The 22,591-nt window shown below is 67.1% G+C and carries 11 protein-coding genes; 1 reads left to right on the forward strand and 10 read right to left on the reverse strand.

Annotation, left to right across the window (positions count from 1 at the left end; all coding sequences use genetic code 11):
* Window positions 1–45 precede the first annotated feature (45 nt).
* Window positions 46–762, reverse strand: coding sequence for an ATP-binding protein (locus ACQP10_RS26975; protein ID WP_433539964.1), 717 nt, complete (start codon window positions 760–762; stop codon window positions 46–48).
* 239 nt (window positions 763–1,001) lie between these two features.
* Between ACQP10_RS26975 and ACQP10_RS26980 the strand changes: the two genes are divergently transcribed.
* Entirely contained in the window at window positions 1,002–2,465 is a 1,464-nt protein-coding gene (locus tag ACQP10_RS26980) for a hypothetical protein (RefSeq protein WP_433539965.1), read from the forward strand.
* 6 nt (window positions 2,466–2,471) lie between these two features.
* Here ACQP10_RS26980 and ACQP10_RS26985 read toward each other — a convergent pair whose 3' ends face one another.
* The 9 genes from ACQP10_RS26985 to acnA all read right to left on the reverse strand — a co-directional run bounded on the left by ACQP10_RS26985 (window position 2,472) and on the right by acnA (window position 22,327).
* Window positions 2,472–2,723 (reverse strand): hypothetical protein, encoded by a 252-nt coding sequence (locus ACQP10_RS26985; RefSeq protein ID WP_433539966.1) that lies wholly within the window; start codon window positions 2,721–2,723, stop codon window positions 2,472–2,474.
* A 289-nt stretch (window positions 2,724–3,012) separates the two neighbouring features.
* Entirely contained in the window at window positions 3,013–3,366 is a 354-nt protein-coding gene (locus ACQP10_RS26990; protein ID WP_433539967.1) for an Imm8 family immunity protein, read from the reverse strand.
* A 2-nt stretch (window positions 3,367–3,368) separates the two neighbouring features.
* Entirely contained in the window at window positions 3,369–13,109 is a 9,741-nt protein-coding gene (locus ACQP10_RS26995) for an RHS repeat-associated core domain-containing protein (RefSeq protein ID WP_433539968.1), read from the reverse strand.
* A 465-nt stretch (window positions 13,110–13,574) separates the two neighbouring features.
* Entirely contained in the window at window positions 13,575–14,975 is a 1,401-nt protein-coding gene (locus ACQP10_RS27000) for an ROK family transcriptional regulator (RefSeq protein WP_433539969.1), read from the reverse strand.
* Window positions 14,976–15,010: 35 nt separating this feature from the next.
* The gene (locus ACQP10_RS27005; protein ID WP_433539970.1) at window positions 15,011–16,258 is read right to left on the reverse strand and encodes a sugar ABC transporter permease; all 1,248 of its coding nucleotides are present in this window, start codon (window positions 16,256–16,258) and stop codon (window positions 15,011–15,013) included.
* Window positions 16,255–17,019: an ATP-binding cassette domain-containing protein gene (locus tag ACQP10_RS27010; RefSeq protein WP_399499345.1), complete on the reverse strand. Its 765-nt coding sequence runs from the start codon at window positions 17,017–17,019 to the stop codon at window positions 16,255–16,257. The genes ACQP10_RS27005 and ACQP10_RS27010 overlap by 4 nt, the downstream gene beginning before the upstream one ends.
* A gap of 213 nt (window positions 17,020–17,232) precedes the next feature.
* Window positions 17,233–18,354 (reverse strand): sugar ABC transporter substrate-binding protein, encoded by a 1,122-nt coding sequence (locus tag ACQP10_RS27015; protein ID WP_346022981.1) that lies wholly within the window; start codon window positions 18,352–18,354, stop codon window positions 17,233–17,235.
* A gap of 191 nt (window positions 18,355–18,545) precedes the next feature.
* Window positions 18,546–19,271 (reverse strand): sulfite exporter TauE/SafE family protein, encoded by a 726-nt coding sequence (locus ACQP10_RS27020; RefSeq protein WP_346022982.1) that lies wholly within the window; start codon window positions 19,269–19,271, stop codon window positions 18,546–18,548.
* A 260-nt stretch (window positions 19,272–19,531) separates the two neighbouring features.
* Window positions 19,532–22,327: an aconitate hydratase AcnA gene (acnA, locus tag ACQP10_RS27025; protein ID WP_346022983.1), complete on the reverse strand. Its 2,796-nt coding sequence runs from the start codon at window positions 22,325–22,327 to the stop codon at window positions 19,532–19,534.
* Window positions 22,328–22,591: the final 264 nt, after the last annotated feature.

The following is a 22,591-nucleotide window of genomic DNA, read 5'->3' on the forward strand; positions in this document are numbered from 1 at the left end:
CTCCCTGACAGTGTCGGGACGCCGCCACTCGGGGCAGTCAATTGATCACCAAGGGACCTGCCGATCTTGGTCCGGATCGGTTGTGGAACCCCGTACGGTTTCGTGGCGCTCACCGCGGGGGCAGTTCGGCCCAGACCGCGTGGCCCACCGCCTGTGTCCCCCGCACACCGACCCGTACGGCCAGGCCGGCGACCAGTGCCAGGCCCCGGCCGTCCTCGGCGAGCGGATCGGCGCCGCGGCGCCGAGTGAACCTCGGGGTCGCTCCCCAGCCGCAGTCGTAGACGGTGACACCCTGATCGCGGAGATCCTGCGGGCCACCTCCACGATGAAGGTGCCGTGCGGCTGCCCGCTGGCGGTGTGCGCGACGGCGTTGGCGGCCAGTTCGGCGACGATCTGCTCGGCGTCGTCGCGGCGGGGAGAGCCCTCCAGCAGGAAGCGGACGAAGCGGCGGGCCGACGGGATCTGGTCGGCGTGGCCGGGGAAGGTCCGCCGGTAGGTCATGCCACCGGGCCACAGCTCCACCATGGCGTCCACCAGCATCGGCGCCACCTCCCCGCAGGCAGATGCCGTCCCCCGGGACGTGACGACCGTACCTCCAGGAACGGAGGCCACCTCACCCTCCCGGAGTGGGGCAACCAGACCGCCGGTGGCGGGGGCCGTCCCGTCGGGAGCGTGGGCCCTCTCCTCGAAAACAGCGGCCGCGCCGAGGGCGGGGGCGTCTTCGTCGGGGGCGGGGCTCGCCTCGTCGGGGGCAGCGGTCATGTCGTCTCCTCTGGTGCGTGTCCTCGGGTGCGTGCGAAGAACCGTCCCGCACACGGTGACGCGAACCGCCCGCCGCGCCGATCCCCATCCGCACCCGCCAGACCACCCCACCCGGGCACCCCGCCGACCTGCGCCGACACCGCGCCGACCGCCCGCGCATCCCCACCTCCTCGCACGCCCGTCACATAAAGTGACGGATCATTTACGATTTCCGTACGGCCCGGTGAAGGAGGCGAACTATGTCAGGCGAGGGCTACCGGATCCTGCTCGACTGCCGACGACGCGGCACCGCGCTGCGCGCCCGCTCCTTCAGCTTCGACCAGATCGCCGATGTCCTGGCCCTAGACCACGACGTCAGCCCCTTGCGGCTGTACCGCTATGCCCATGGCCGCACCGCCGCCGACGTGGCCGCCGCCCACAACGACCTCGACCCCGCCGGTACGGCCTGCCTGCGCGAAGCACGGCTCTACGACTACGAGTCCTGGCCCGCCGCCGGCCGCCGCCCACCGGCCCGCATCCTGGCCATCCTCGCCCGCCTCTACCAGACCACTGCCCGCTGCCTGGTCACCGAGGATGCCTACGCCACCTACCGTGTCCGCGACCGCGACCTGCTCGACCGCGCCGACCACCGCCACCTCGACGCCCATCACCGCCCCTCTCCCGAGGCGCCCGTCCTGTCGGACCTTGGTGGGACGGCTCCCCTGCCAGGCATGGATCGGGCGGCTCCACCGGGCCTCGCTCAGACCCCGTGGGGGCTCGCCCAACCGGCTCACCCGCAGCCGACCACGACCTCCGACGGCCCCGACACCACCACCCACCTATCCCCGTGTAACGAAGCCCTCGCCCCCTGGCCTCTGGCGTCCGGCCCCGGTGAGCGTGCCAGCATGAACCCGCAGCCGCCCACCGCCCCCGGCCTCCTCCCCGGCTCCCCGGGCGTCCCGCCCGCGCGTTTCGCCGGCGGCCCGCTCGCAGGCGCTTCCGGTGGTTCGTTGGCGGGTGCGGCGGACTGCACCGGACTGCTGCGCGCCCTCACCGCCGAGGAGGCCGACATCAAACGCCGCGACCTGCTCTTCGAACTCGCCCTGTTCCTCGGCGGCGCCCCCGCCCTGCCCCTGCTGCGCCACCTGCCCCAGGATGACCGCGACCGCCTCGCCATCCTCGCTCGCCGACAGAATGCCGTCGACAACAGCGCCCTCGACTTGCTGGAACGCCTGACCGCCCGCCTATGGGCGCTGGACGAAGAACTCGGCCCCGCCAAGGTCCTGCCCGTAGCCGAGGCCAAACGCGCCCTCGTCGACGACCTGCTCCGCCACGCCACCCTCACCCCCGCGTTGCGCACCCGCCTGCTGCGCCTGTACTGGAGCCTGTCCCACCTCACCGGCTGGAGCCGCTTCGACCTGCTCGACTACGACGGCGCGACCCGCCGCTACACCGAGGGCCTGGCCGCCGCCCACGAACTCCGTTCCCCCGCCCTCCTGGCGCACCTGCACGGCCTGCTCGCCCACATGGCGCTGTATCAGAAGAAACCCACCGTCGCACTGGATCACGCCTTCGCCGCCGAAGGCTGGGCGAAAGAGAATAGCGACCACCTCCAGCAGTCGGCGACCGCCATCCAGGCCGCTCGGGCGATCACCAGCACCAAGTGTGACCCGCGCGCTCTCCATCTCCTGGACCGCGCCACTGACCTCGCCGACAAGAGCTAGGGCGAATCAGACCTGCGGCACCTGCTCTGGCTCACCCCAAAGCGCGTCGCGTCCTACCGGACGTTTTGCCTCATCGAACTCAAGCGACCCGACCTGGCCATCTCCGAGGCACAGCGCCGCCTGGCCGCGATGGGACCGGACTCGGTCCGGGAACGAGGCATTCTGCAACTGGAGTACGTCCTCGCCCTGATCGACCAACGTGAGATCCCCGAAGCCACCGCAATGATCGGCGAAGTCACTCGGATCGTCGCCAGCCATACCTCTACCCGCCTCACCCATTCCATACGACAGGCCCATTACCATATCCAACCTTAGAAGAACAATGGGAAGATCCGAGGTTTAGACAAAAATTTCATACTCTTCGCATTTTCGGCTAATAATCTATCAGGGTCTGGTAGCTTTTCTATTTAAGCTCGAGCCTCTTAATCATATATAGTTTATTGACAATTCATTTAGCATTGCCAAAAGAGAGTCACCTCGTGGAAAAACCGTCAATTGGGCGAAGTATTTGCAGAAAATAAATTAATTTTACCGAAGAGCAGAAGCATTAATGACTGTAGTCTTCAAACTCCCATTTTCCTAAACGGCTTACTTTGAGAGCAACCTCATTCCAGTCCCGCCCATATATAGATTCGACTCTTCGTCTGATATATGACTCAATCAAATTCCTGTCAAAACAAGAAACGAACAAGTGGTGGCGACCGTCAACAATTCCAATCTCTGACACCTTGCCCTCCATAAAAGACGGCGTACATACCGTTAAATCAAACGATTCGCTAGCGTCTTCCCCAGCTGGCCCTACAAACACCTGCAAAAGAAGGCCAAAGCAAGCCGTGCCATCTGGAACTTCCGTTTGCCAGTCCAGGTCCGGACTATAGAATTCCTTAACTTCAGCTCTCATCGCTAATCCTTAATATGCAGATGACCGTTCCCTTGCCACTCCCCGGAGGTTTTTGTCCGCCACTCAAAGTTGGCTTGATAATTTCCCCATTTTGGTTTGTAGCTAGGAAGTCGATACTGTCGCTGGCCATCAGAACTAATCCAGATTTCTTCGCCGTTTTTCTTCTTTACAACTTTGTATCCTTTGCCGACCCAGGCTGCTCCAGCTTGATTTGCCTCAGCAATAGTTCCAGTGCCTAAGTTGAAGTTTCCCTTTCCCTTTGATGCATCTCTGACAATGCCGCTCACCTTGGCCCAATCGCACCCTCTTCGACAAGAGGCCGCAGCCGCTCCTGCAGCCTTCTCGAACTTGCTGGCCGCTTTACCCAAGTATTTTAGGCCTTTACCTGCGGCTCCACCTGCCAAGTCGGTAGCCATCAGAATGCACGATCCTATGTTACCACTACGACACGCAATGGCATCACCGACAAAGAAATCAAGCACCTTGAATAGAGCCGTATCTTTAAATCCCTCAACTATCTTATCTGACCACTCCTTGGGATCCATCCCTAACATTATCATCATATAATTGCATGAATCTCCATTTTTCTTAATCCCTGCTGGGGTTAAGCAGTTTTTCCTAAACTGATCAGCTACAACTGTCAGATCGGCAGCCTTTCGCCACTGATCGCATTTCTTAGCCGAAAATTGCTGTTTACACTGAGCCCACGGATCTATAATCCCTGGTGCCGGACCAGCCGCCATGGGCGATGACGGAAGGAGCTTTACCCAAGAGGCAAGTATGTAAGCGTCATCCACATCCGTGCTGTACATCTGCTCAATGTTGTATTTCAGCAGGAATTTCTTTTGCACAGACTCGGGTGCACCCCAGAAAGTTCCTTCCATCCCTTCGGGCATGGGCCGGCAGTTGGGAAGAAGCTTTGACTTGCGGGCCTCTGCTTCCGAGCACCACAGAGCGGGATTCGCGTAGTCCCCGAACCGCTCCTCCCACCACATTGAATCTGCCTCGCTACTTCCATTAAAGGTACAGCAGGTAGGCGAAATGTAAGGCTGGCCAATAGTAGTAGGAGCACTCCAGTCTGCTGCGCGTTTCTGGCGAGCTATCATCTCGTCGAAGTAGTCGCTCCAGCTGAAGGTCCACTCCGAGGCCGCCCCTGCGCCTGACCATCCGCTAGGTGCGGTGTTAACCACGCACGAGACGCTGCATGCCGTGCTGTGTCCGGTGGGGTCGATACCGGTGAGTGGGCCGGCGTTGGCGTAGGTGTAGCGGTTGGCCTGGACCGACGGGTTCGGCTCCAAGGTGGCGGTGTCACGGGAAGCGAAGGTGCCGCTTCCCGGGCGGTACCAGCGGGCATGCATGTTCACCTTGCCGGTGTCCGGGTCGGTGTACTCACCCTGGTAACCGAGGGTCCGCTGGGTGCCGGAGCGCTGGATCACCTCGCCGAATGGGTCATAGGCGGTCGAGTCGACCAGGGCGGTGCCGGAGAAGGTGCCCACCAGGTCGCCGTGCAGATCGGTCATCGTGCCGAGCGCCGGGCCACCGCCTTCCTGGAGGCTGAGCAGGCCGCCGGCCAGGTCGCGGCCGTACTTGGCCTGGAGCGCTCCGACCCCGTCGGTGACGGTGGCGATGTCGTTGCTCAGGCCGGAGTAGACGAACCGCTGCTGGGCGGTGCCCTTGGTGCGGGAGGTCATCCGGCCCAGGGCGTCGTAGCCGTAGGTGGCGTCCCCGTCGGAGACCATCTGGTCGAAGGCGTCGAAGACGAGGTTCTTGGTGGCGCCGCCGGTGGTCTCAGTGGCCACTGTACCGCGGGCGGTGTAGGTGTACTCGGTGCCGCCGCCGGACAGCAGCCGGTTGCGCTCGTCATAGACGAAGGTCTTGTCCCCGGCCTTGGTGCGGTTGCCCGCATCGTCCCACTCGTAGGCGGTGGCCTTGCCGTCCGGGGCGGTCCAGGAGGTCAGGCGTCCGGAGTGGTCGTAGCCATAGGTGTTGACCCCGGCACCCGCCGTACCGCTGGTGGTCTTGGTGACGAGATTGTCGTCCTTGTCCCAGTTGTAGGCGATCTTCGACAGTGGGATGCCGCCGCTGTTCTTCAGCGTGTGGGAGGTGAGCCGGTATACGGCGTCGTAGGTGTAGCTCTGCGTGTTGATCGGGTCGGCGGAGGTCTGGCTGGTGAGCCGGTCGGCGTTGTCGTAATCGTAGGTCCAGGTGCGGCCGGTGACCGGGTCGGTGGCGGTCTTCAGCCTGCTGGCGTCGTCGTAGGTGTAGGTGGACGTACCGGCGGTGTCGACGCGCTGGGTGGTGTTGCCCAGGCCGTCGTAGGCGTACGCGGCGACCTGGATGGTGGCTTTGGACACCTTGGTCAGCAGGCTACGGTCGTTGTATTCGAGGGTGTAGTCGCCGATCGCGGTCAGTCGGCCGACCGCGTCATAGGTGAGGTTCCGCTCGGGGGCGTCCACTGTGGCCCCGGCACCGGTCTGCTTGGTGACCTGGCCGAGGTGGTCGAAGACGCGGTCGATGCGCACCCCGCCCGGCTGCAGCGTGGTCACGGCGTTGCCCGCCGCGTCGTAGAGGGTGGTCCAGGTGCGGTCGGCGGCGCTCGGGTGGGCGGCGGTGGCCGGTTCGATGACCGACTCGGCCAGGCCGAGAGCGTTGTAGGTGGTCCAGGTGGTGTTGCCGCGCCCGCCGGTGAGGCGGGTACGGGCGCCGGTGGCGTCGTAGCCGAACGTCGTGGTGATCGACTTGTCCGCGGAGACCGGCTCGACGAGCGAGGTCATCCTGCCCAGCGCGTCGAACGTCCGCCGCGTAATGTGACCCTCGCCCGAGGTGCTGCTGGTCGGGTTGCCGGCCGCGTCGTAGCCGAAGCCCAGCGTACGGACGACCGCGCCGGTGGCGTCGAGGTCCTTGGCTCCGGTCTGCCGCCCGGCCAGGTCGTAGACGGCCTCAGTGGCGTTCTTCAGTGGGTCGGTCACCTTGACCGTACGACCCGCGAGGTCGTAGGCGACGGTGGACTTGTTGAGGTTCGGGTCGGTGGTGGCGGTGACCTCTCCGGCGGCGTTGACCTCGTAGCCGGTCACCTTGTTGCCCGGGGTGACGCTCTTGGTGAGGTTGCCCGCGGTGTCATAGGTGAGGGTCGTGGTGTAGGCGGCGGTGGTCGGCCTGCGCTCGATCCGCGTCTCGGTGATCTTCCGGCCGAGGTCGTCGTAGGTGGCCTCGTCGCGGGCGCCGGTCGGGTCGATCGTGGCCAGCGGCTCGCCCAGCAGGTCGAACTGGGTCACCCACTGCCCGCCCGGTCCCGAGGGGCCGGGGTCGGTGACCCGTACCGGGTTGCCCAGCGCGTCGTACTCGGTGGAGGTGACGTAGCCGCGCTCGTCGGTGACCTTGGTCTTCCGTCCCGCCGCGTCGTACTCGATGCCGACCTTGGGGGTGACCGCTTCGCCGCCCGGCGGGGTGTAGGGCGGGGAGGTCGCCGAGACGAGCCGCCCGGTCTTGTCGAAGGCCGAGGTGAGCTTGCGACCCTCCGCATCCACGGTCTGAGTGGGCAGGCCGGCGGTGTCGTAGCCGTACTTCTCCGTGGGACGGCCGTCGGCGGCCGACCCGGTCTTCTCGACCCTCACCCGCGGGGAGGTCTTCTCCACGAGCTGCCCCGCGATGTCGTAGCGCATCTCGGTGGTGAAGTCGGCGGCGGTGGCTCCGGAGGCGTTGCCGCGCGGGTCGGTGGTGGTGACCAGCAGGCCGCGGTCGTCGTAGGTGCTGGTGGAGACCAGGTCGTCGTCGCCGTTCTCCACGGTCTGCCGCGTCACCTGGTTCAGCGCGTTGTAGGCATAGAGGGTGGACTCCGTCCGGTTGCCGTCCGCGCCGGTGAGAATCTTCTTGGTGATGTTGTTCGCCGCGTCGTACTCGAGGGCGGTCTTGCGCTTGAGCGTCGCGGGGTCGAACGTCGTCGAGGTCAGGCGGCTCGCGGCGTCGTAGACGTACTCGGTGGTGGCCTTGCTGCCGCCCTTGACCTGCTTGGTGAGGTTGCCGGCCGCGTCGTAGACGTTGTCCTCCAGCACCACGTCGGTGGGGGTGGTGGAGCCGTTCAGCTTGACATCGTCGGCGATCACCTGGGAGAGCAGGTTGTCGGCGAAGTAGGTGTAGGAGGTCTTGCGGCCCATCGCGTCGACCTGGGCGGCCAGCCGGCCGCCGGGGTCGTAGGAACGTGACTCCAGCACCACGTCCTTGGCGGGTTGCGGGCTGACCGGACTGCCGGTCCAGTTCTTCAGCGTCGTGGTGGCCGGCTCACCGCGCTTGGTGTAGCCGAAGGTACGGACAACGCCCATCTGATCGGTCGTCGAGACGCGGGCGCCGGTGGTGTCCCAGGCGGTGCGGACGACGCCGCCCTCGGGGTCGGTCACCGTCTCCGTCCGGCCGGAGGCGTCGTAGGTATAGGTGGTGACGCGCTCCGGGTCACCGCCGGTCAGGTCGGACAGGGTCTCAGTCAGCTTGTTGCCGTCGGCGTCGTAGGTGTAGGTGATCTTGGCGGTGTGGGTGACGTTGGTTACCTCGTTCTTCACCCCAGGCCCGGTCTGGGTGAGCATTCGCCCGAGACCGTCGTAGGCGAACGTCGTCGTCGCCCCGGTGGGGTGCGCCTCGGAGACCTCGGTGCGAGTGAGCATCCGGCCCACCGCGTCGTAGGTGAATTTCGTGACCAGGCCGGAAGGACTGGTCTGCTCGGCCAGGTCACCGGCCGAGGTGTAGCGGTAGGTCGTCTCGCTGCCCTTGGCGTCCTTCGCCGACTTCACCAGGCCCGCGGGGGTGTTGCCACCGCCGATGGCGGGCTCGGTGCCGTCGGTGTAGGCGGTGACCGTCGAGCGGCCCTCGGGAAAGTCGTCAGTCGCCGGGGAGGTCTGCTTCGTCTGCTCGCCGTAGGCGTTGAGGTTCCGGGTACTGGCATAGGTGTCATCCGTCGCCGAGGTTGAACGCCCGTCCCGGGAGACGATCACTTGGTCGTTGCGCGGGTCGAATGGGTTGTCGACCTCCAAGTGATAGCCGAAATGCTCGGTCGAGCAGACTTCCACAGCCCGGCAGGTTTTCTTGGCGAGCAGGTTGCCGCGCACGTTGAACGACAGCTCAGTGCCGTTGCCGTTGCGGTCGACGACCGTCGCGGGGAAGCCACCGGTGTCATAGCTGTAGCGATCCGCCTTGCCGAGCTGGTCGGTGCTGCTGACCGGGCGGTTGCCGCGCAAGGCGTCATTGACGTATGTCAACGTCCCGTTCTGGGGGTCGGTCACCGTGGTAGTCGTCAGCACCTGGGTGCTGGACTCCGTGGTGTACGTCGGTGCCGACAGTTTCCAGGTGCCGCCGTGGCGGTCGGTGTGGCTGGTCAGTCGGCCACCGTCTGCGGCGTAAGCGTTGGTCGCCCACACCCGGCCCGACGCCTGGGTGACTGTGGTCAGCTGCGGCTGCGGAGTGCGGGCAGCGTAGTGCGCCCGTACCAGTCCGAGTCCCAGCGACTTGCCGTAGACGGCGACCTCGTCGATGTCACCGTTGAAGGCGAACGACGCGCGCGAACCGGTGGTCGCCGGCCAGGCCGCCGAGCCGACGCCGTAGCCGATGCGGGTCTCCCACTGGTCGACATGCGTGATGGTGCCGGCCAGGGTGCCAACGGCCTGGCCGTCAAGGAACAGCGTTTGGGTGTTCTCGGCTCCCGACAGCACCGCGTGGTGCCAGGTGCCGTCGTTGACCTTCGCGGTGGACGTGATCGGTGCGGACTTGCCGGTGTAGAACTGGCCGCGCAGCTTGCCGTCGGTACCGACGTAGACGACCGGGGTGAAAGCCGAGGGGGTGTCGGAGACCGAGTTCTGGTAGCCGATCACCGTGCCATAGCCGGTCGTCTTGAACCATGCCTCTACCGCCAGTGTGCCGCCCTGACCGCTGATGGTCGCGTCCGGCAGTGCCACGTACGCCGAGTTCGCCGTGCCCCGGAAACGCATGGCCGTATCCGGCGAACCACTCAGTGCGCCGGGCACGGCGGCGGTGGCGTCGGCGGCACCGGCGAGCTTGGCCTCCTCTGTGTCAGGACGCCAGCCCGCCGCGTTCTTGATCACGGTTCCGGTGGCGTTGGCCGTCTCGTTCAGCCGCCAGTAGCCCTCGGGGGCCGCGTCCAGCACCAGGCTGCGGTAACGCGAGGCATCACCGTAGGTATAGGTGGCGCAGGCGCCACCCATCACCGGAGGGCAGACCTTGGTCAGCTTGTCGCCGTCGTATTCGTACTTCCAAGTGATCGGGGCCCCGTTCACCGGGTCGGTGGACACGCTGGTCACGTGGCCGCCGGTCCAGGCGAACGTCAGGGATCTGCCGCCGGTCGCGACCACCTTGGCCAACTTGCCGTCGGTGCTGTAGGTCAGTTCATTGCCACGGCCCCGCCGATCGGTGATCTTGGTCAGCCGGCCCGAGGCGTCGAACCAGTAGGAGGTGGAGGACTTGTCCATCAGCCGCCAGCCGCCCTCCTGCACGGTGGCGAGCGTGGCGTAGGTGCCGGCCGGGGCGGCGTAGGTGCCGTCGCCCTTGGCGGCGAAGCGCAGTTGCTGCCCGTCGGGATAGGTCACCAGCAGCGTCGCGGTCTGCGCTTCATTGTCGATGCGCATGTCCCAGCGCGTGGTCCAGCCCGCGCCGAACGCCCCGTCGGTGCGTGGGTCCAGGCTGTTGTACGTACGGCTCACCGTCAGAGGCGATCCCGCCGTGGGCACAGACAGGTCGCTTTCGGTGTGGGTGTAGTTACCGGCCACGTGGCTGAACTCACGTCCCTCGGTACCCGAGGTCAGCAACGAGTTGATCGTGCCCTGCTCAGGGGTGGGGGTGAACGTCCGCCACGACGAGGTCACCGTGGTGGCGTTGCCGGTGGATGCCTTGGCGAACCACCAGTACGTCTTGCCCCACGCCAGCTTGTCCTTAGGCACCCGCCAGCTTCCGGACTTGTCCCACTCCGGCGAGCTCTCGCACCACGTCCACTTGTCCGGAGTGCCGGAACACACCTGGAACCAGTACAAGACCGAAGCCTCGTTCACCGGCTGAGCATGGGCTGACAGCGTCGGCGTCAAAGTGCCGACCTGGGTGTTGTTCTCCGGAGAGAACGATACGAACGGTAGCGCGCTGACGGTGGCCGTCTGCCAGTCGCTCCACGGACCCTGAATGCCGGTGGTGGTCACACCACGGGCTCGCCAGCGGATCAGCCAGCCGTCCTTGAGCTTGCCCGCTGGAATCTGCATCCAGGCGTTGGCTCCGGAGTCGTACGAGGTGGTCGCGGTCGCCGCGTAGATCTGCCCGGTTCCCTGCTCGGTGGCTGCCGGGTGGTGCTCGACTTCGATGCCCAGATAAGAGGCCCGGTTCTCCGGATCGGTGACCTTCGCGTACAGCCACGGCGTCAACGACCCGACCGTCCATGACACCGGCCCGCGGGTTCCCGGATTCATGCCCAAGCCTTCAACCGACGGCTTCTTCAGGTCGACCCTGGCGGTCTGCCAGTCGGTCCACGGTCCCTTGACACCGCTGGTGGTCACACCTTGGACGCGCCAGCGAATGGCCATACCGTCAGTCAGCTTGGCCGCCGGCACCTGCACCCAGGCATTCGATCCGGACGCGTATGAGGTAGTGCCCCTGCCCGACCAGATCAGCCCGCTGCCTTGCCCGGCCGACGGGTCGTACTCAACCTCGGCAGCCAAGTAGGAGGCGCTACCGTTCGCGCTGGTCACCTTTGTGTAGAACCACGGTGTCAGGGATGAGATCGTCCATAGTCCCGTTCCCTGGGTGCTCGGAAGAACGCCAAGGGCGGTACCGGCGGGCTTGTTCACATCGATCTTCGCTGACTGCCACGTCGACCACGGACCCACAACCCCCGACGACGTCACACCACGAACCCGCCAGCGAACCAGCCACCCATCCTTCAACTTGCCCGCCGTCACATACGAGCTAGGAAACCAACTCCCCGAATCCTCGAAATCCGACCTGTCCGACCAGACCAACCCCGAACCCTGACCAGCAGCCGACGGATCATGCTCAACCTCCGTCTCCAACGCCACCGACCGATCATCCGGATCCGTCACCACCGCGCCAAACCACGGCGTCACCGACGAAAACGTCCACAACCCCGAACCTTGAGTCCCCGGACCAGCATCCAAACCCGACACCGAAGGCTTACTCGCATCGATCTTCGCTGACTGCCACGTCGACCACGGACCCACAACCCCCGACGACGTCACACCACGAACCCGCCAGCGAACCAGCCACCCATCCTTCAACTTGCCCGCCGTCACATACGAGCTAGGAAACCAACTCCCCGAATCCTCGAAATCCGACCTGTCCGACCAGACCAACCCCGAACCCTGACCAGCAGCCGACGGATCATGCTCAACCTCCGTCTCCAACGCCACCGACCGATCATCCGGATCCGTCACCACCGCGCCAAACCACGGCGTCACCGACGAAAACGTCCACAACCCCGAACCTTGAGTCCCCGGACCAGCATCCAAACCCGACACCGAAGGCTTACTCGCATCGATCTTCGCTGACTGCCACGTCGACCACGGACCCACAACCCCCGACGACGTCACACCACGAACCCGCCAGCGAACCAGCCACCCATCCTTCAACTTGCCCGCCGTCACATACGAGCTAGGAAACCAACTCCCCGAATCCTCGAAATCCGACCTGTCCGACCAGACCAACCCCGAACCCTGACCAGCAGCCGACGGATCATGCTCAACCTCCGTCTCCAACGCCACCGACCGATCATCCGGATCCGTCACCACCGCGCCAAACCACGGCGTCACCGACGAAAACGTCCACAACCCCGAACCTTGAGTCCCCGGACCAGCATCCAAACCCGACACCGAAGGCTTACTCGCATCGATCTTCGCTGACTGCCACGTCGACCACGGACCCACAACCCCCGACGACGTCACACCACGAACCCGCCAGCGAACCAGCCACCCATCCTTCAACTTGCCCGCCGTCACATACGAGCTAGGAAACCAACTCCCCGAATCCTCGAAATCCGACCTGTCCGACCAGACCAACCCCGAACCCTGACCAGCAGCCGACGGATCATGCTCAACCTCCGTCTCCAACGCCACCGACCGATCATCCGGATCCGTCACCACCGCGCCAAACCACGGCGTCACCGACGAAAACGTCCACAACCCCGAACCTTGAGTCCCCGGACCAGCATCCAAACCCGACACCGAAGGAACTCCGGCAATGAGAGCCGGCTTTGTCTCCTTCTTAACCGCGCTCGCGGTACGTGCTGCTGTCTGGATACGCCGGCCCGGAACGAGGACATGACCCGTCTTCGACGTAGAGGCCTTCCGTAGCTCAGTAGCCTGCGCTCGTACTTCTCCCCGCGCGTCCTTGTCCGATTGACGGGAGGGCTCATCGCGCTCAATGCCAGGTTCTACCGACGGCAACGGCGGTGGGGTTTTCAACCCGCCTTTCGCCGGCTTCTTCGTGAGTTCATAGCGATTTTCCAGCGGCAGCGCGTCCTTAGGACGCTTTCCTTTGTCGGACTTACCCGACCCGGAGGAAACGGCAGTGGACTGCGTCACCTTGGAGTCGACCAAGTGAGGTAAGTATTTCGCTGATCCGGACATCTGGTCCGGCGTGTCAACTGGGTTCGTCGTCAACACAGTGGATTGCGTGACGGCGGTCACCGGAGGCGCTTGAAGCGCCAACAATCCCGGCGTCAGCACCACGGTCAGCACTGCTGCCATCAGGGACTTTCGGCCTGCCGAACGAGACCATGACAGACTGCGGCGCATACGCCGTCACCCTCCGAACCAACTAATGCGACAGCTGGTAGCCGTCGCATTACCCCGCTCCGCCACCCCTCCAGGAGAGCAGGGAGCAGCGATCCAGAGTGATCAACACAGCAAACGATCAGAAGGTACACATGGAACGATCCGCTCCACAAGATCTTCATAAGGAGAAAATAAGAAAAATAACGAGTCTGAAATCAGGAACGAAGGATTGTCACACGAATGATCACACAGAGTAAGAATTTCTGTGAACAGGGGGTCCGTAGGCCGTATTACGGGATGACACTTCCAACCTCGGGTGTCTTTGGATCGTGCGGTCGCCTCCGGCCGACGGCGGCAGCGTCACACCGGTGCCCGCAACGCCGTACGGCAAGCCCACGCGGCAGGCCCACGCGAACGGGTCACGTGCCGAAACGGGAGTCAGGAGCCCGCGCGGGCGAGGGCTTCCAGGGGGTCGGCGAGGACCTGGGCGAAGGCGAGTTCGGCCGCGCCCATCAGGGTCGCGTCGTCGCCGAGGGCGGAGGTACGCAGGCGCAGGCCCTCACGCGAGGCGGAGAGGGCGTCCACGGCGAGGCGGCTGCGGACCTGGGCGGCGGAGCCGAGGTAGACCTCGCGGAGCATGCCGCCGAAGATGACCATTTCGGGGTTGAAGATGTTGACGAGGTTGGCGACGCCCAGGCCGAGCCAGTCGCCGACCCGGCTGAGGGCCGCCTGGGCGACGATGTCGCCTCGGTCGGCGGCGTCGACCACGGCCCGTACGGCGTCGCGGCCGATCAGGCGCTCACGACGACCTTCGGCCCCCGGGCCGGCCGTCTCGAACCCGTCGACGCCCAGGTCGGCTGTTACGGAGACGGCGCCCGACGGCGTCTCCGGGTTCTCACCCGCGCCCCGGGAGACACCCGGTATCCGATCCGGGCCTTGTGACCCGCCCGAGTCCCTGCCCGTGCCCGTCCGCGACGCGCCCCGGGGAACGCCCGGCACCCGGCCCGCCGCCTCCAGCAGCGTCCGCTCCCCCACCTCCGCCTCCAGGCAGCCCAGGGACCCGCAGCCGCACAGGCGTCCCTTGGGGTTGACGACCATGTGCCCGATCTCGCCGCCGAAGCCGGCGTGGCCGCCGAGGAGCTGGCCGTTGACGATGATGCCGCCGCCGACGCCGACGTCGCCGTGCAGGTAGATCAGGTCGCGGCAGCCGACGCCGACGCCGCGTGAGTGCTCGGCGAGAGCGGCGAGGTTGGCGTCGTTGCCGACCTTGACCGGCATGCCGAACGCGAGCCGGCGGTTCATCTCCTCGGCGAACGGCACGTCCTCGGCCGGGCCCATGTTGGGCCCGAACCGCACGACGCCGTTCCCGCGGTCCACACCGCCGGAGAAGGCCGCGGCGACGCCGACGCACACGGTGTCGGGGCGGGTCTTGCGGCGCATCTGCCGGGCGAACCCGGCGAGCGGCCCGACGATCTCCTCCAGGGAGAAGGGGCCGCGCCGCCGTACGGTCTCGCGGCGGTCGAGGATGGCGCCGCCCAGGCCGACGCGGGCGGCGACCAGCCGGTCGACGCCCACGTCGAAGGCGAACACGTAGACCCGCGCCGACTCCGGCCGCACCACCAGGGAGGGGCGGCCCGCCCGGCCGGTCTCCCTGGGCAGCTCCTCGCGGACCAGGCCGGCGGCGGTCAGGTCGGCGGTGAGGGCCATGATGGTGCTGCGGTTGAGGCCCATCCGGCTGGTGAGTTCCGCACGCGAGGTCGGGCCGCCGAGGTGGACGTGCCGGAGGAGGGCGCCGAGGTTGTGGCGCCGGATCTCCTCCTGGGAGGGGCCAGCCCGCATCGCGTGGGTTTCCTTCGAGGGGTCGGGGTCGCTGCTCACCTTAGACCAGTGGCGGCGGCCCTCTTGCGCGACAGGGCGTCGACCCCGGCGGCCAGCAGCAGGACCGCGCCGGTGACGACGTACTTGACGCCGGAGCTGTAGCCCATGAGGCCCATGCCGTTCTCGATGACGGCCACCACGGTGCCGCCGAGGATGGCGTCCAGCACGCGGCCCTTGCCGCCGAAGAGGCTGGTGCCGCCGATCACGGCCGCGCCGACCGCGTACAGCAGCACGTTGCTGCCGCCGGTATTGGGATCGACGGAGCTGGCGCGGGAGGCGGCGATGATGCCGCCGACGGCGGCCATGCCGGAGCAGATGACGAACGCGCTGATCTTCATCCGGTCGACGTTGATGCCGGCCCGGCGCGCGGCCTCGGCGTTGCCGCCGACCGCGTACAGGTGGCGGCCGTACGCGGTGCGGCGCAGCACGAACGTCCCCAGCACCAGCAGGATCACGATGATCGGCACGACGACCGGCACGCCGGTCAGCGACACGACCGCGGGGTTGCGGCTGCGTTCCAGGTTGAGGATGTAGACGGCGACGCCGCCGAGCACGGCGAGGGCGCCCACCCGGGCGGCGATCAGCGCGATCGGGTCGGAGACCAGTCCGCGGGAGGCCCGCTTGCGCGCGCGGAGGAGCTGGAGCGCGGCGTAGCCGACGACGCCGAGGGCCAGCAGCGCCCAGCCGAGCGCGGGCGGGAGGTACTTGTTGGCGATGGCGACGATCGTCTGGTCGCGGATGGAGATGTTGGTGCCGCCCTTGACCAGCAGCAGGACGAGTCCCTGGAAGCCGAGGAAGGCGGCGAGGGTGACGACGAAGGACGGGATGCCGAGTTTGGCGACGACCGTGCCGAGGGCGGCGCCGATCACCACGCCGGTGATGATGGCCGCGAGGACCGCGACGTACCAGGGCATGCCCTGCTCGGTGAGGAGGATCGCGAGGACCGAGGCGCAGACGCCGCTGGCGAAGCCCGCCGACAGGTCGATCTCGCCGAGCAGCAGGACGAAGACGAGGCCCATGGCGATGACGGTGATCGCGGCGCCCTGGGTGAGGAGGTTGGCGAAGTTGCCGGGGGTGAGGAAGGAGGGCCGCAGGATCGAGAAGACCGTGCACAGCACGACCAGGCCGAACACTGCGGGAAGCGCGCCCATGTCGCCGCCGCGCACCCGCTCGGCGTAGCCGCGGACGCTGCCGCTGATGGTGGGGGCCTCGGGCGCGCGCGGCGAGGCGATCGTGTCGGTCATGCGCTGACTCCGTTGGTGAGGCCGAGGTCGCCGCTCCGGCCGGAGGTGATCAGTTCGACGACCTGCGCGTGGGTGACGTCGGACGTCCTGACCTGCGCGGCCATCCGGCCGAGGTAGAGGGCGGCGATCCGGTCGGACACGGCGAACACGTCGTTCATGTTGTGGGAGATGAGCACGACGGCCAGTCCCTGGTCGGCCAGGCGGCGGACCAGTTCGAGGACCTGCGCGGTCTGGGCGACGCCGAGCGCGGCGGTCGGCTCGTCGAGGATGACGACCTTGCTGTTCCAGAGGACGGCCTTGGCGATGGCCACGGTCTGGCGCTGGCCGCCGGAGAGGCTGGAGACGTGCTGGCGGATGGACTTGACGGTCCTGACCGACAGGCTCTCCAGGGTCCTGGCGGCCATCTCCTCCATGGTGTCCTCGTCGAGGACGATGCCGCGCCGGTGCTCGCGGCCGAGGAACATGTTCTGGACGATGTCGAGGTTGTCGCAGAGCGCGAGGTCCTGGTAGACGATCTCGATGCCGAGCTCGGCGGCGTCGCGGGGGCTGTTGATCTGGACGTTCTTGCCGTCGAAGAGGTACTCGCCGGAGTCGACGGCGTGGATGCCGCCGATGCACTTGACGAGGGTGGACTTACCGGCGCCGTTGTCGCCGACCAGCGCGGTGACCTCTCCGGGGTGGACGGAGAAGTCGACGTCGTGCAGGACCTGGACGGGGCCGAAGCTCTTGTCGATCCCGCGGAGTTCCAGTACGGGGGTCATGGGGTTTTTCTCCCTGTGCTCGTTGCGCGCGGCCCTCTCGCGGCCCGGCCGTTCACCGCCGGACTGTTCGCGGCCCGGCCGTTCACCGCCGGGCCGTTCACCGTCCGGCTTTCACCGCCGGACCGGCGCCCGCCCGGCCGAGGGGTACGGCGGAGCCGCGCCCGGGCGGGGTGCGCCCTCCCGTGAGGCGGGCGGGCGCACCCCGGCGCATCGTTACTGGATTCCGGCCTCGGTGCACTTGTCGGCGAAGTCGCCGGTGCACAGCTCGTCCTTGGTCACGTAGCCGTCCGCCACGACGTCCTTGACGTTGTCGAAGTAGATGGCCTGCGGGTCCAGCAGGACGGCCGGGACGTCCGCGCCGCTCTCGGTGTCCTTGACGCTGCCGGACGCGGCCGGCTTCTCGCCCTTGGCGAGGGCGATGGCGAGCTGGGAGGCGGCGTCGGCCTCCTTCTTGATGGCCTTGTAGACCGTCATGCACTGGTCGCCGGCGAGGATGTTCTGCAGGCCCTGCACGGTGGCGTCCTGACCGGTGACCGGGACCTTGCCGTTGAGGTTGTTCTTCTTCAGCACGGTGATGGCGGCGTTGCCGAGGCCGTCGTTGGCGGCGAGCACGCCGGCGATCTTCGGCTGCTCGGTCAGCATCTGCTCGAAGATCGTTCCGGCCTGGGCGTTGTCCCAGTCGGGCACCGACTGGTCGGGGCCCTTCTTGTAGTCGCCGGAGTCGTACTTCGGCTTGAGCACGCCGTCGTAGCCGTTCTTGAAGAGCGTGGCGTTGTTGTCGGTGGGCGAGCCGTTGAGCTCGGCGATGATCGGCTTGTCGGCCTTCTTGTCGGTGAGGCACTTGACGAGGCCCTCGCCCTGCAGCGTGCCGACCTTGGTGTTGTCGAAGCTGACGTAGTAGGCGGCGCCGCCGCCCAGGGTGAGGCGGTCGTAGTCGATGGTGGCCACGCCCTGGGACTTGGCCTTGTCGAGCACGGCCTTGCCGGTGCCGCTGTCGAGGTTGACGATCATCAGCACGGTCGCGCCGTTGGTGATCATCTGGTCGGCGATGGTCTGGAACTGGGTCTTGTCGCCCTGGGCGTTCTGGATGTCGTAGGCGACGCCCGCGGCCTTGAACGCCTCTTCCAGGTACTTGCGGTCGGCCGTCTCCCAGCGGGCGGAGGACTTGCTGTCGGGCAGGATGACGCCGACCTTGCCGGCGGCCTTGGCCCCGGCGCCCGCGGAGGAGGCGGCGCCGTCCGGGGCGGCGGTGGTGGCGCCGTCGTCTCCGCAGGCGGCGAGGCCGAAGGTCAGGAGCGCGGCGGCGGCGGTCAGGCTGAGGATCCCCTTGCGCATCGCACGGGTCCTTTCGTCATGGGGGGCGGGGGTAGAGGTACGGCATGCCGGATCAGCGGGTACGGCCGGCCGGGGCCGGCCTGCCATCCCGTTGAATGTTGTTTGCCGCAACGTATTCCGCCGTTGGCCAGAGCACCAGACTTTTCGTCGGTAAAGTTTGTTGCCTCCGGTAACAATCCAGAAACACGCACTCAACCCAGCGCGCTGGTGATGATCAGCGAGAGCGCGGAAACGGCGGCCAGCGCGAGGATCGCGATCCTGACCCGCCCGCCGTCCAGGAAGCGCCGCAGCGGCCTGGACACCGCGAACCCCGCGACGAGGAAGGGGATCAGCAGCGCCCCGAAGGAGAGCGCCCGCGCCGGAAGCCTGTCCACGAACGCGAGGACGACCAGCGACTGGCATGCGCTGATCATGAAGAACATCGCGAGCGTGGCCCGGATCTGCGGGCCCTTGGCGCTCTGGTAGACCAGGGCCATCGGCGGGCCGCCGATCCCGGTCGCGGTGCCGGTGATCCCGGAGACGAAGCCCGCCCCGGTGACGGTCCCGCCGGTACGGCGCACCGCAACCGCCCGCCCGGTCAGGCCGACCGCGAGCAGCACCATCGCCCCGACGAGGACGCCCAGGGCCCGCGTGGAGACGTAGAGGACGACCAGGCCGCCCAGGAGGCTGCCGGGCACCCGGCCCAGGAGGGCGAACCCCAGCCCCCGCCAGTCCACCCTGCGCCACTCCGTGGCCAGCGTGAACAGCGGCAGCGTGGCGTTCACGACCTGGGCGGCCCCGGGCATGAGCGTGGGGTCGAGCAGCGTGATCAGCGGGGCGGCCACCAGGCCCAGCCCGAAGCCGATCGACCCCTGCACGACCGCCCCGGCGAAGACCGCCAGGCCCGCGCAGACGACGATGAAGGTCTCATGAGTCACAGGACGACGGTAGAGCCCGGGCTCCCGTCACCGAAAAGGAATTACCCATGGGGCGGCCGGACCACGGGGCGGCCCCGGGGGACCTCCGGTCCCCCGGGCTGCCCGGCCGGTGAGGGTCCTGACGCGTCGAGCCGCCCGGTGGCGAAGTCCTGGGAAACGCCGAGCCGCCCGGCGGGAGGTGTCCCGCCGGGCGGCTCGGTATGGGGTGTCGCCCCGGTGCGGGCGCGGGGGCGACGTCACCGCCCCCGCGCCCCCCTGACTCAGCTCTTGGCGAGCAGGGAGCGCAGCACGTACTGCATGATGCCGCCGTGGCGGTAGTAGTCGGCCTCTCCGGGGGTGTCGATGCGCACGACCGCCTCGAACTCCCTGCCGTCGGCCCGGACCGTCACGGTCCGCGGGACGCCGCCCTCGTTGAGGGCCTCGACACCGGTGATGTCGAAGGTCTCCTCACCGGTCAGGCCGAGGGACTCGGCCGTCTCGCCCTCGGGGAACTGCAGCGGCAGCACGCCCATGCCGATCAGGTTGGAGCGGTGGATGCGCTCGTAGGACTCGGCGATCACGGCGCGGACGCCGAGCAGCGCGGTGCCCTTGGCCGCCCAGTCGCGCGAGGAGCCGGAACCGTACTCCTTGCCCGCCAGGACGACGAGCGGGACGCCCGCGGCCTGGTAGTTGACGGAGGCGTCGTAGATGAAGCTCTGCGGGCCGCCCTCAAGGGTGAAGTCGCGGGTGTAGCCGCCCTCCACGCCGTCGAGCAGCAGGTTCTTCAGCCGGATGTTGGCGAAGGTGCCGCGGATCATCACCTCGTGGTTGCCGCGGCGCGAGCCGTAGGAGTTGAAGTCCCTGACCTCGACGCCGTTCTCGCGCAGGTACTCGGCGGCGGGCGTGCCGACCTTGATGGCGCCGGCCGGGGAGATGTGGTCGGTGGTGACCGAGTCGCCCAGCTTGGCGAGGACCCGGGCGCCGGAGATGTCCGTCACCGGCTGCGGGTCGCGCGGCATGCCGTCGAAGTAGGGGGCCTTGCGGACGTAGGTCGAGGCCGGGTCCCACTCGAAGGTGTCGCCGGTCGGGATCGGCAGCGACTGCCAGGTCTCGTCGCCCTTGAAGACGTCGGCGTAGTCGTGCAGGAACATCTCCTGGTCGATGGAGTCGGCGACGACGGCCGAGACCTCCTCCGGCGACGGCCAGATGTCGGCGAGGAAGACCGGCTTACCGTCGGCGCCCATGCCCAGCGGCTCGTTGTTCAGGTCGATGTCCATGGTGCCGGCGAGGGCGTAGGCGACGACCAGCGGCGGCGAGGCCAGGTAGTTCATCTTGACGTCGGGGTTGATCCGGCCCTCGAAGTTGCGGTTGCCGGACAGCACCGCGGTGACCGCGAGGTCGTTCTCCTGGATGGCGGCGGAGATCTCCTCCTGCAGCGGACCGGAGTTGCCGATGCAGGTGGTGCAGCCGTAGCCGACCAGGTTGAAGCCGATCTTGTCGAGGTACGGCTGGAGGCCGGAGCGCTCGAAGTAGCCGGTGACGACCTGCGAGCCCGGGGCGAGGGAGGTCTTGACCCACGGCTTGCGGGACAGGCCCTTCTCGACCGCGTTCTTGGCCAGCAGCGCCGCGCCCATCATGACGTAGGGGTTGGAGGTGTTGGTGCAGCTGGTGATGGCCGCGATGGTCACCACGCCGTGGTCGATCTCGAAGCTCGTGCCGTCGGACAGCGTGACCTGGACCGGCTTGCGGGGACGGTCGCCGTTGCGCCCGGGGGCGTGCGGGACGTCGTCGTCGCCGCCGTGCGAGATCGCCGGGGAGTCGGACGCGGGGAAGGACTCCTCGGACGCCTCGTCGGCCGGGCCCATGACGCTCGGGGCGTAGTCCTTGACGGCGGCGCGCCAGGCGCTCTTGGCCTCGGACAGCGCGATGCGGTCCTGCGGGCGCTTGGGGCCGGCGATGGACGGCACGACCGTGGACAGGTCGAGCTCGATGTACTCGGAGAAGACCGGCTCCTCGGCGGAGGGGTCGAGCCACATGCCCTGGGCCTTGGCGTAGGCCTCGACGAGGGCGACCTGCTCCTCGGAACGGCCGGTGAGGCGGAGGTAGCTGATCGTCTCGCCGTCGATCGGGAAGATCGCGCAGGTGGAGCCGAACTCGGGGCTCATGTTGCCGATGGTGGCGCGGTTGGCCAGCGGAACGCTGGAGACGCCCTCGCCGTAGAACTCGACGAACTTGCCGACGACGCCGTGCTTGCGCAGCATCTCGGTGATGGTGAGCACCAGGTCGGTGGCGGTGGCGCCGGCCGGGAGCTTGCCGGTCAGCTTGAAGCCGACCACGCGCGGGATCAGCATGGAGATCGGCTGGCCGAGCATCGCGGCCTCGGCCTCGATGCCGCCGACGCCCCAGCCGAGGACGCCGATGCCGTTCTCCATCGTGGTGTGGGAGTCGGTGCCGACGCAGGTGTCCGGGTAAGCGGTGAGGACTGCCTTGCCGTCCTTTCCGACGCTTCGCGTCATGACGACGCGGGCCAGGTGCTCGATGTTGACCTGGTGCACGATGCCGGTGCCCGGCGGGACGACCTTGAACTCGTCGAAGGCGGTCTGGCCCCAGCGCAGGAACTGGTAGCGCTCGCGGTTGCGCTCGTACTCGCGCTCGACGTTGCGCCGGAAGGAGTCGGGGCCGCCGAAGAAGTCGACGATGACGGAGTGGTCGATGACCATCTCGGCCGGGGCGAGCGGGTTGATCCGGGCCGGGTCGCCGCCGAGGTCGCGGACGGCCTCGCGCATGGTGGCGAGGTCCACGACGCAGGGGACGCCGGTGAAGTCCTGCATGATCACGCGGGCCGGGGTGAACTGGATCTCCACGCTCGGCGCGGCCTTCGGATCCCACTGGCCCAGGGCGCGGATGTGGTCGGCGGTGATGTTCGCGCCGTCCTCGGTGCGGAGAAGGTTCTCCAGCAGGATCTTCAGGCTGTACGGGAGGCGCCCCGACCCCTCCACGGCGTTCAGCCGGTAGATCTCGTATTCCGCGTCCCCGACGCGGAGCGTGTCACGGCTGCCGAAGCTGTTCGTGGACACGGTTCGCCTCCCTCAGTCACCCTGTTGGTCTTGAAGCGCCATCTGTGAGGGCGCATTTGAAATCCTGCCGCACCTGCGGAGCGCCCATGTCGGTTAGGTACGCCTAACCCGGGGCCGCCCACGGACCGCGGCGGATGTCTCGACATCAAGATATCGTGCCAGATATCTCGACATCAAGTTAACTGCTAACACGGCGACGCTGCGCGTCGCGGCTCGGGGGCTCTTGCCCGGTGTCTTCCCTCGCTGTGCTCATGGCGACGCTGC

The sequence above is a fragment of the Streptosporangium sandarakinum genome (genome assembly GCF_050942225.1).
GTDB classification, from domain to species: Bacteria; Actinomycetota; Actinomycetes; order Streptosporangiales; family Streptosporangiaceae; genus Streptosporangium; species Streptosporangium nondiastaticum.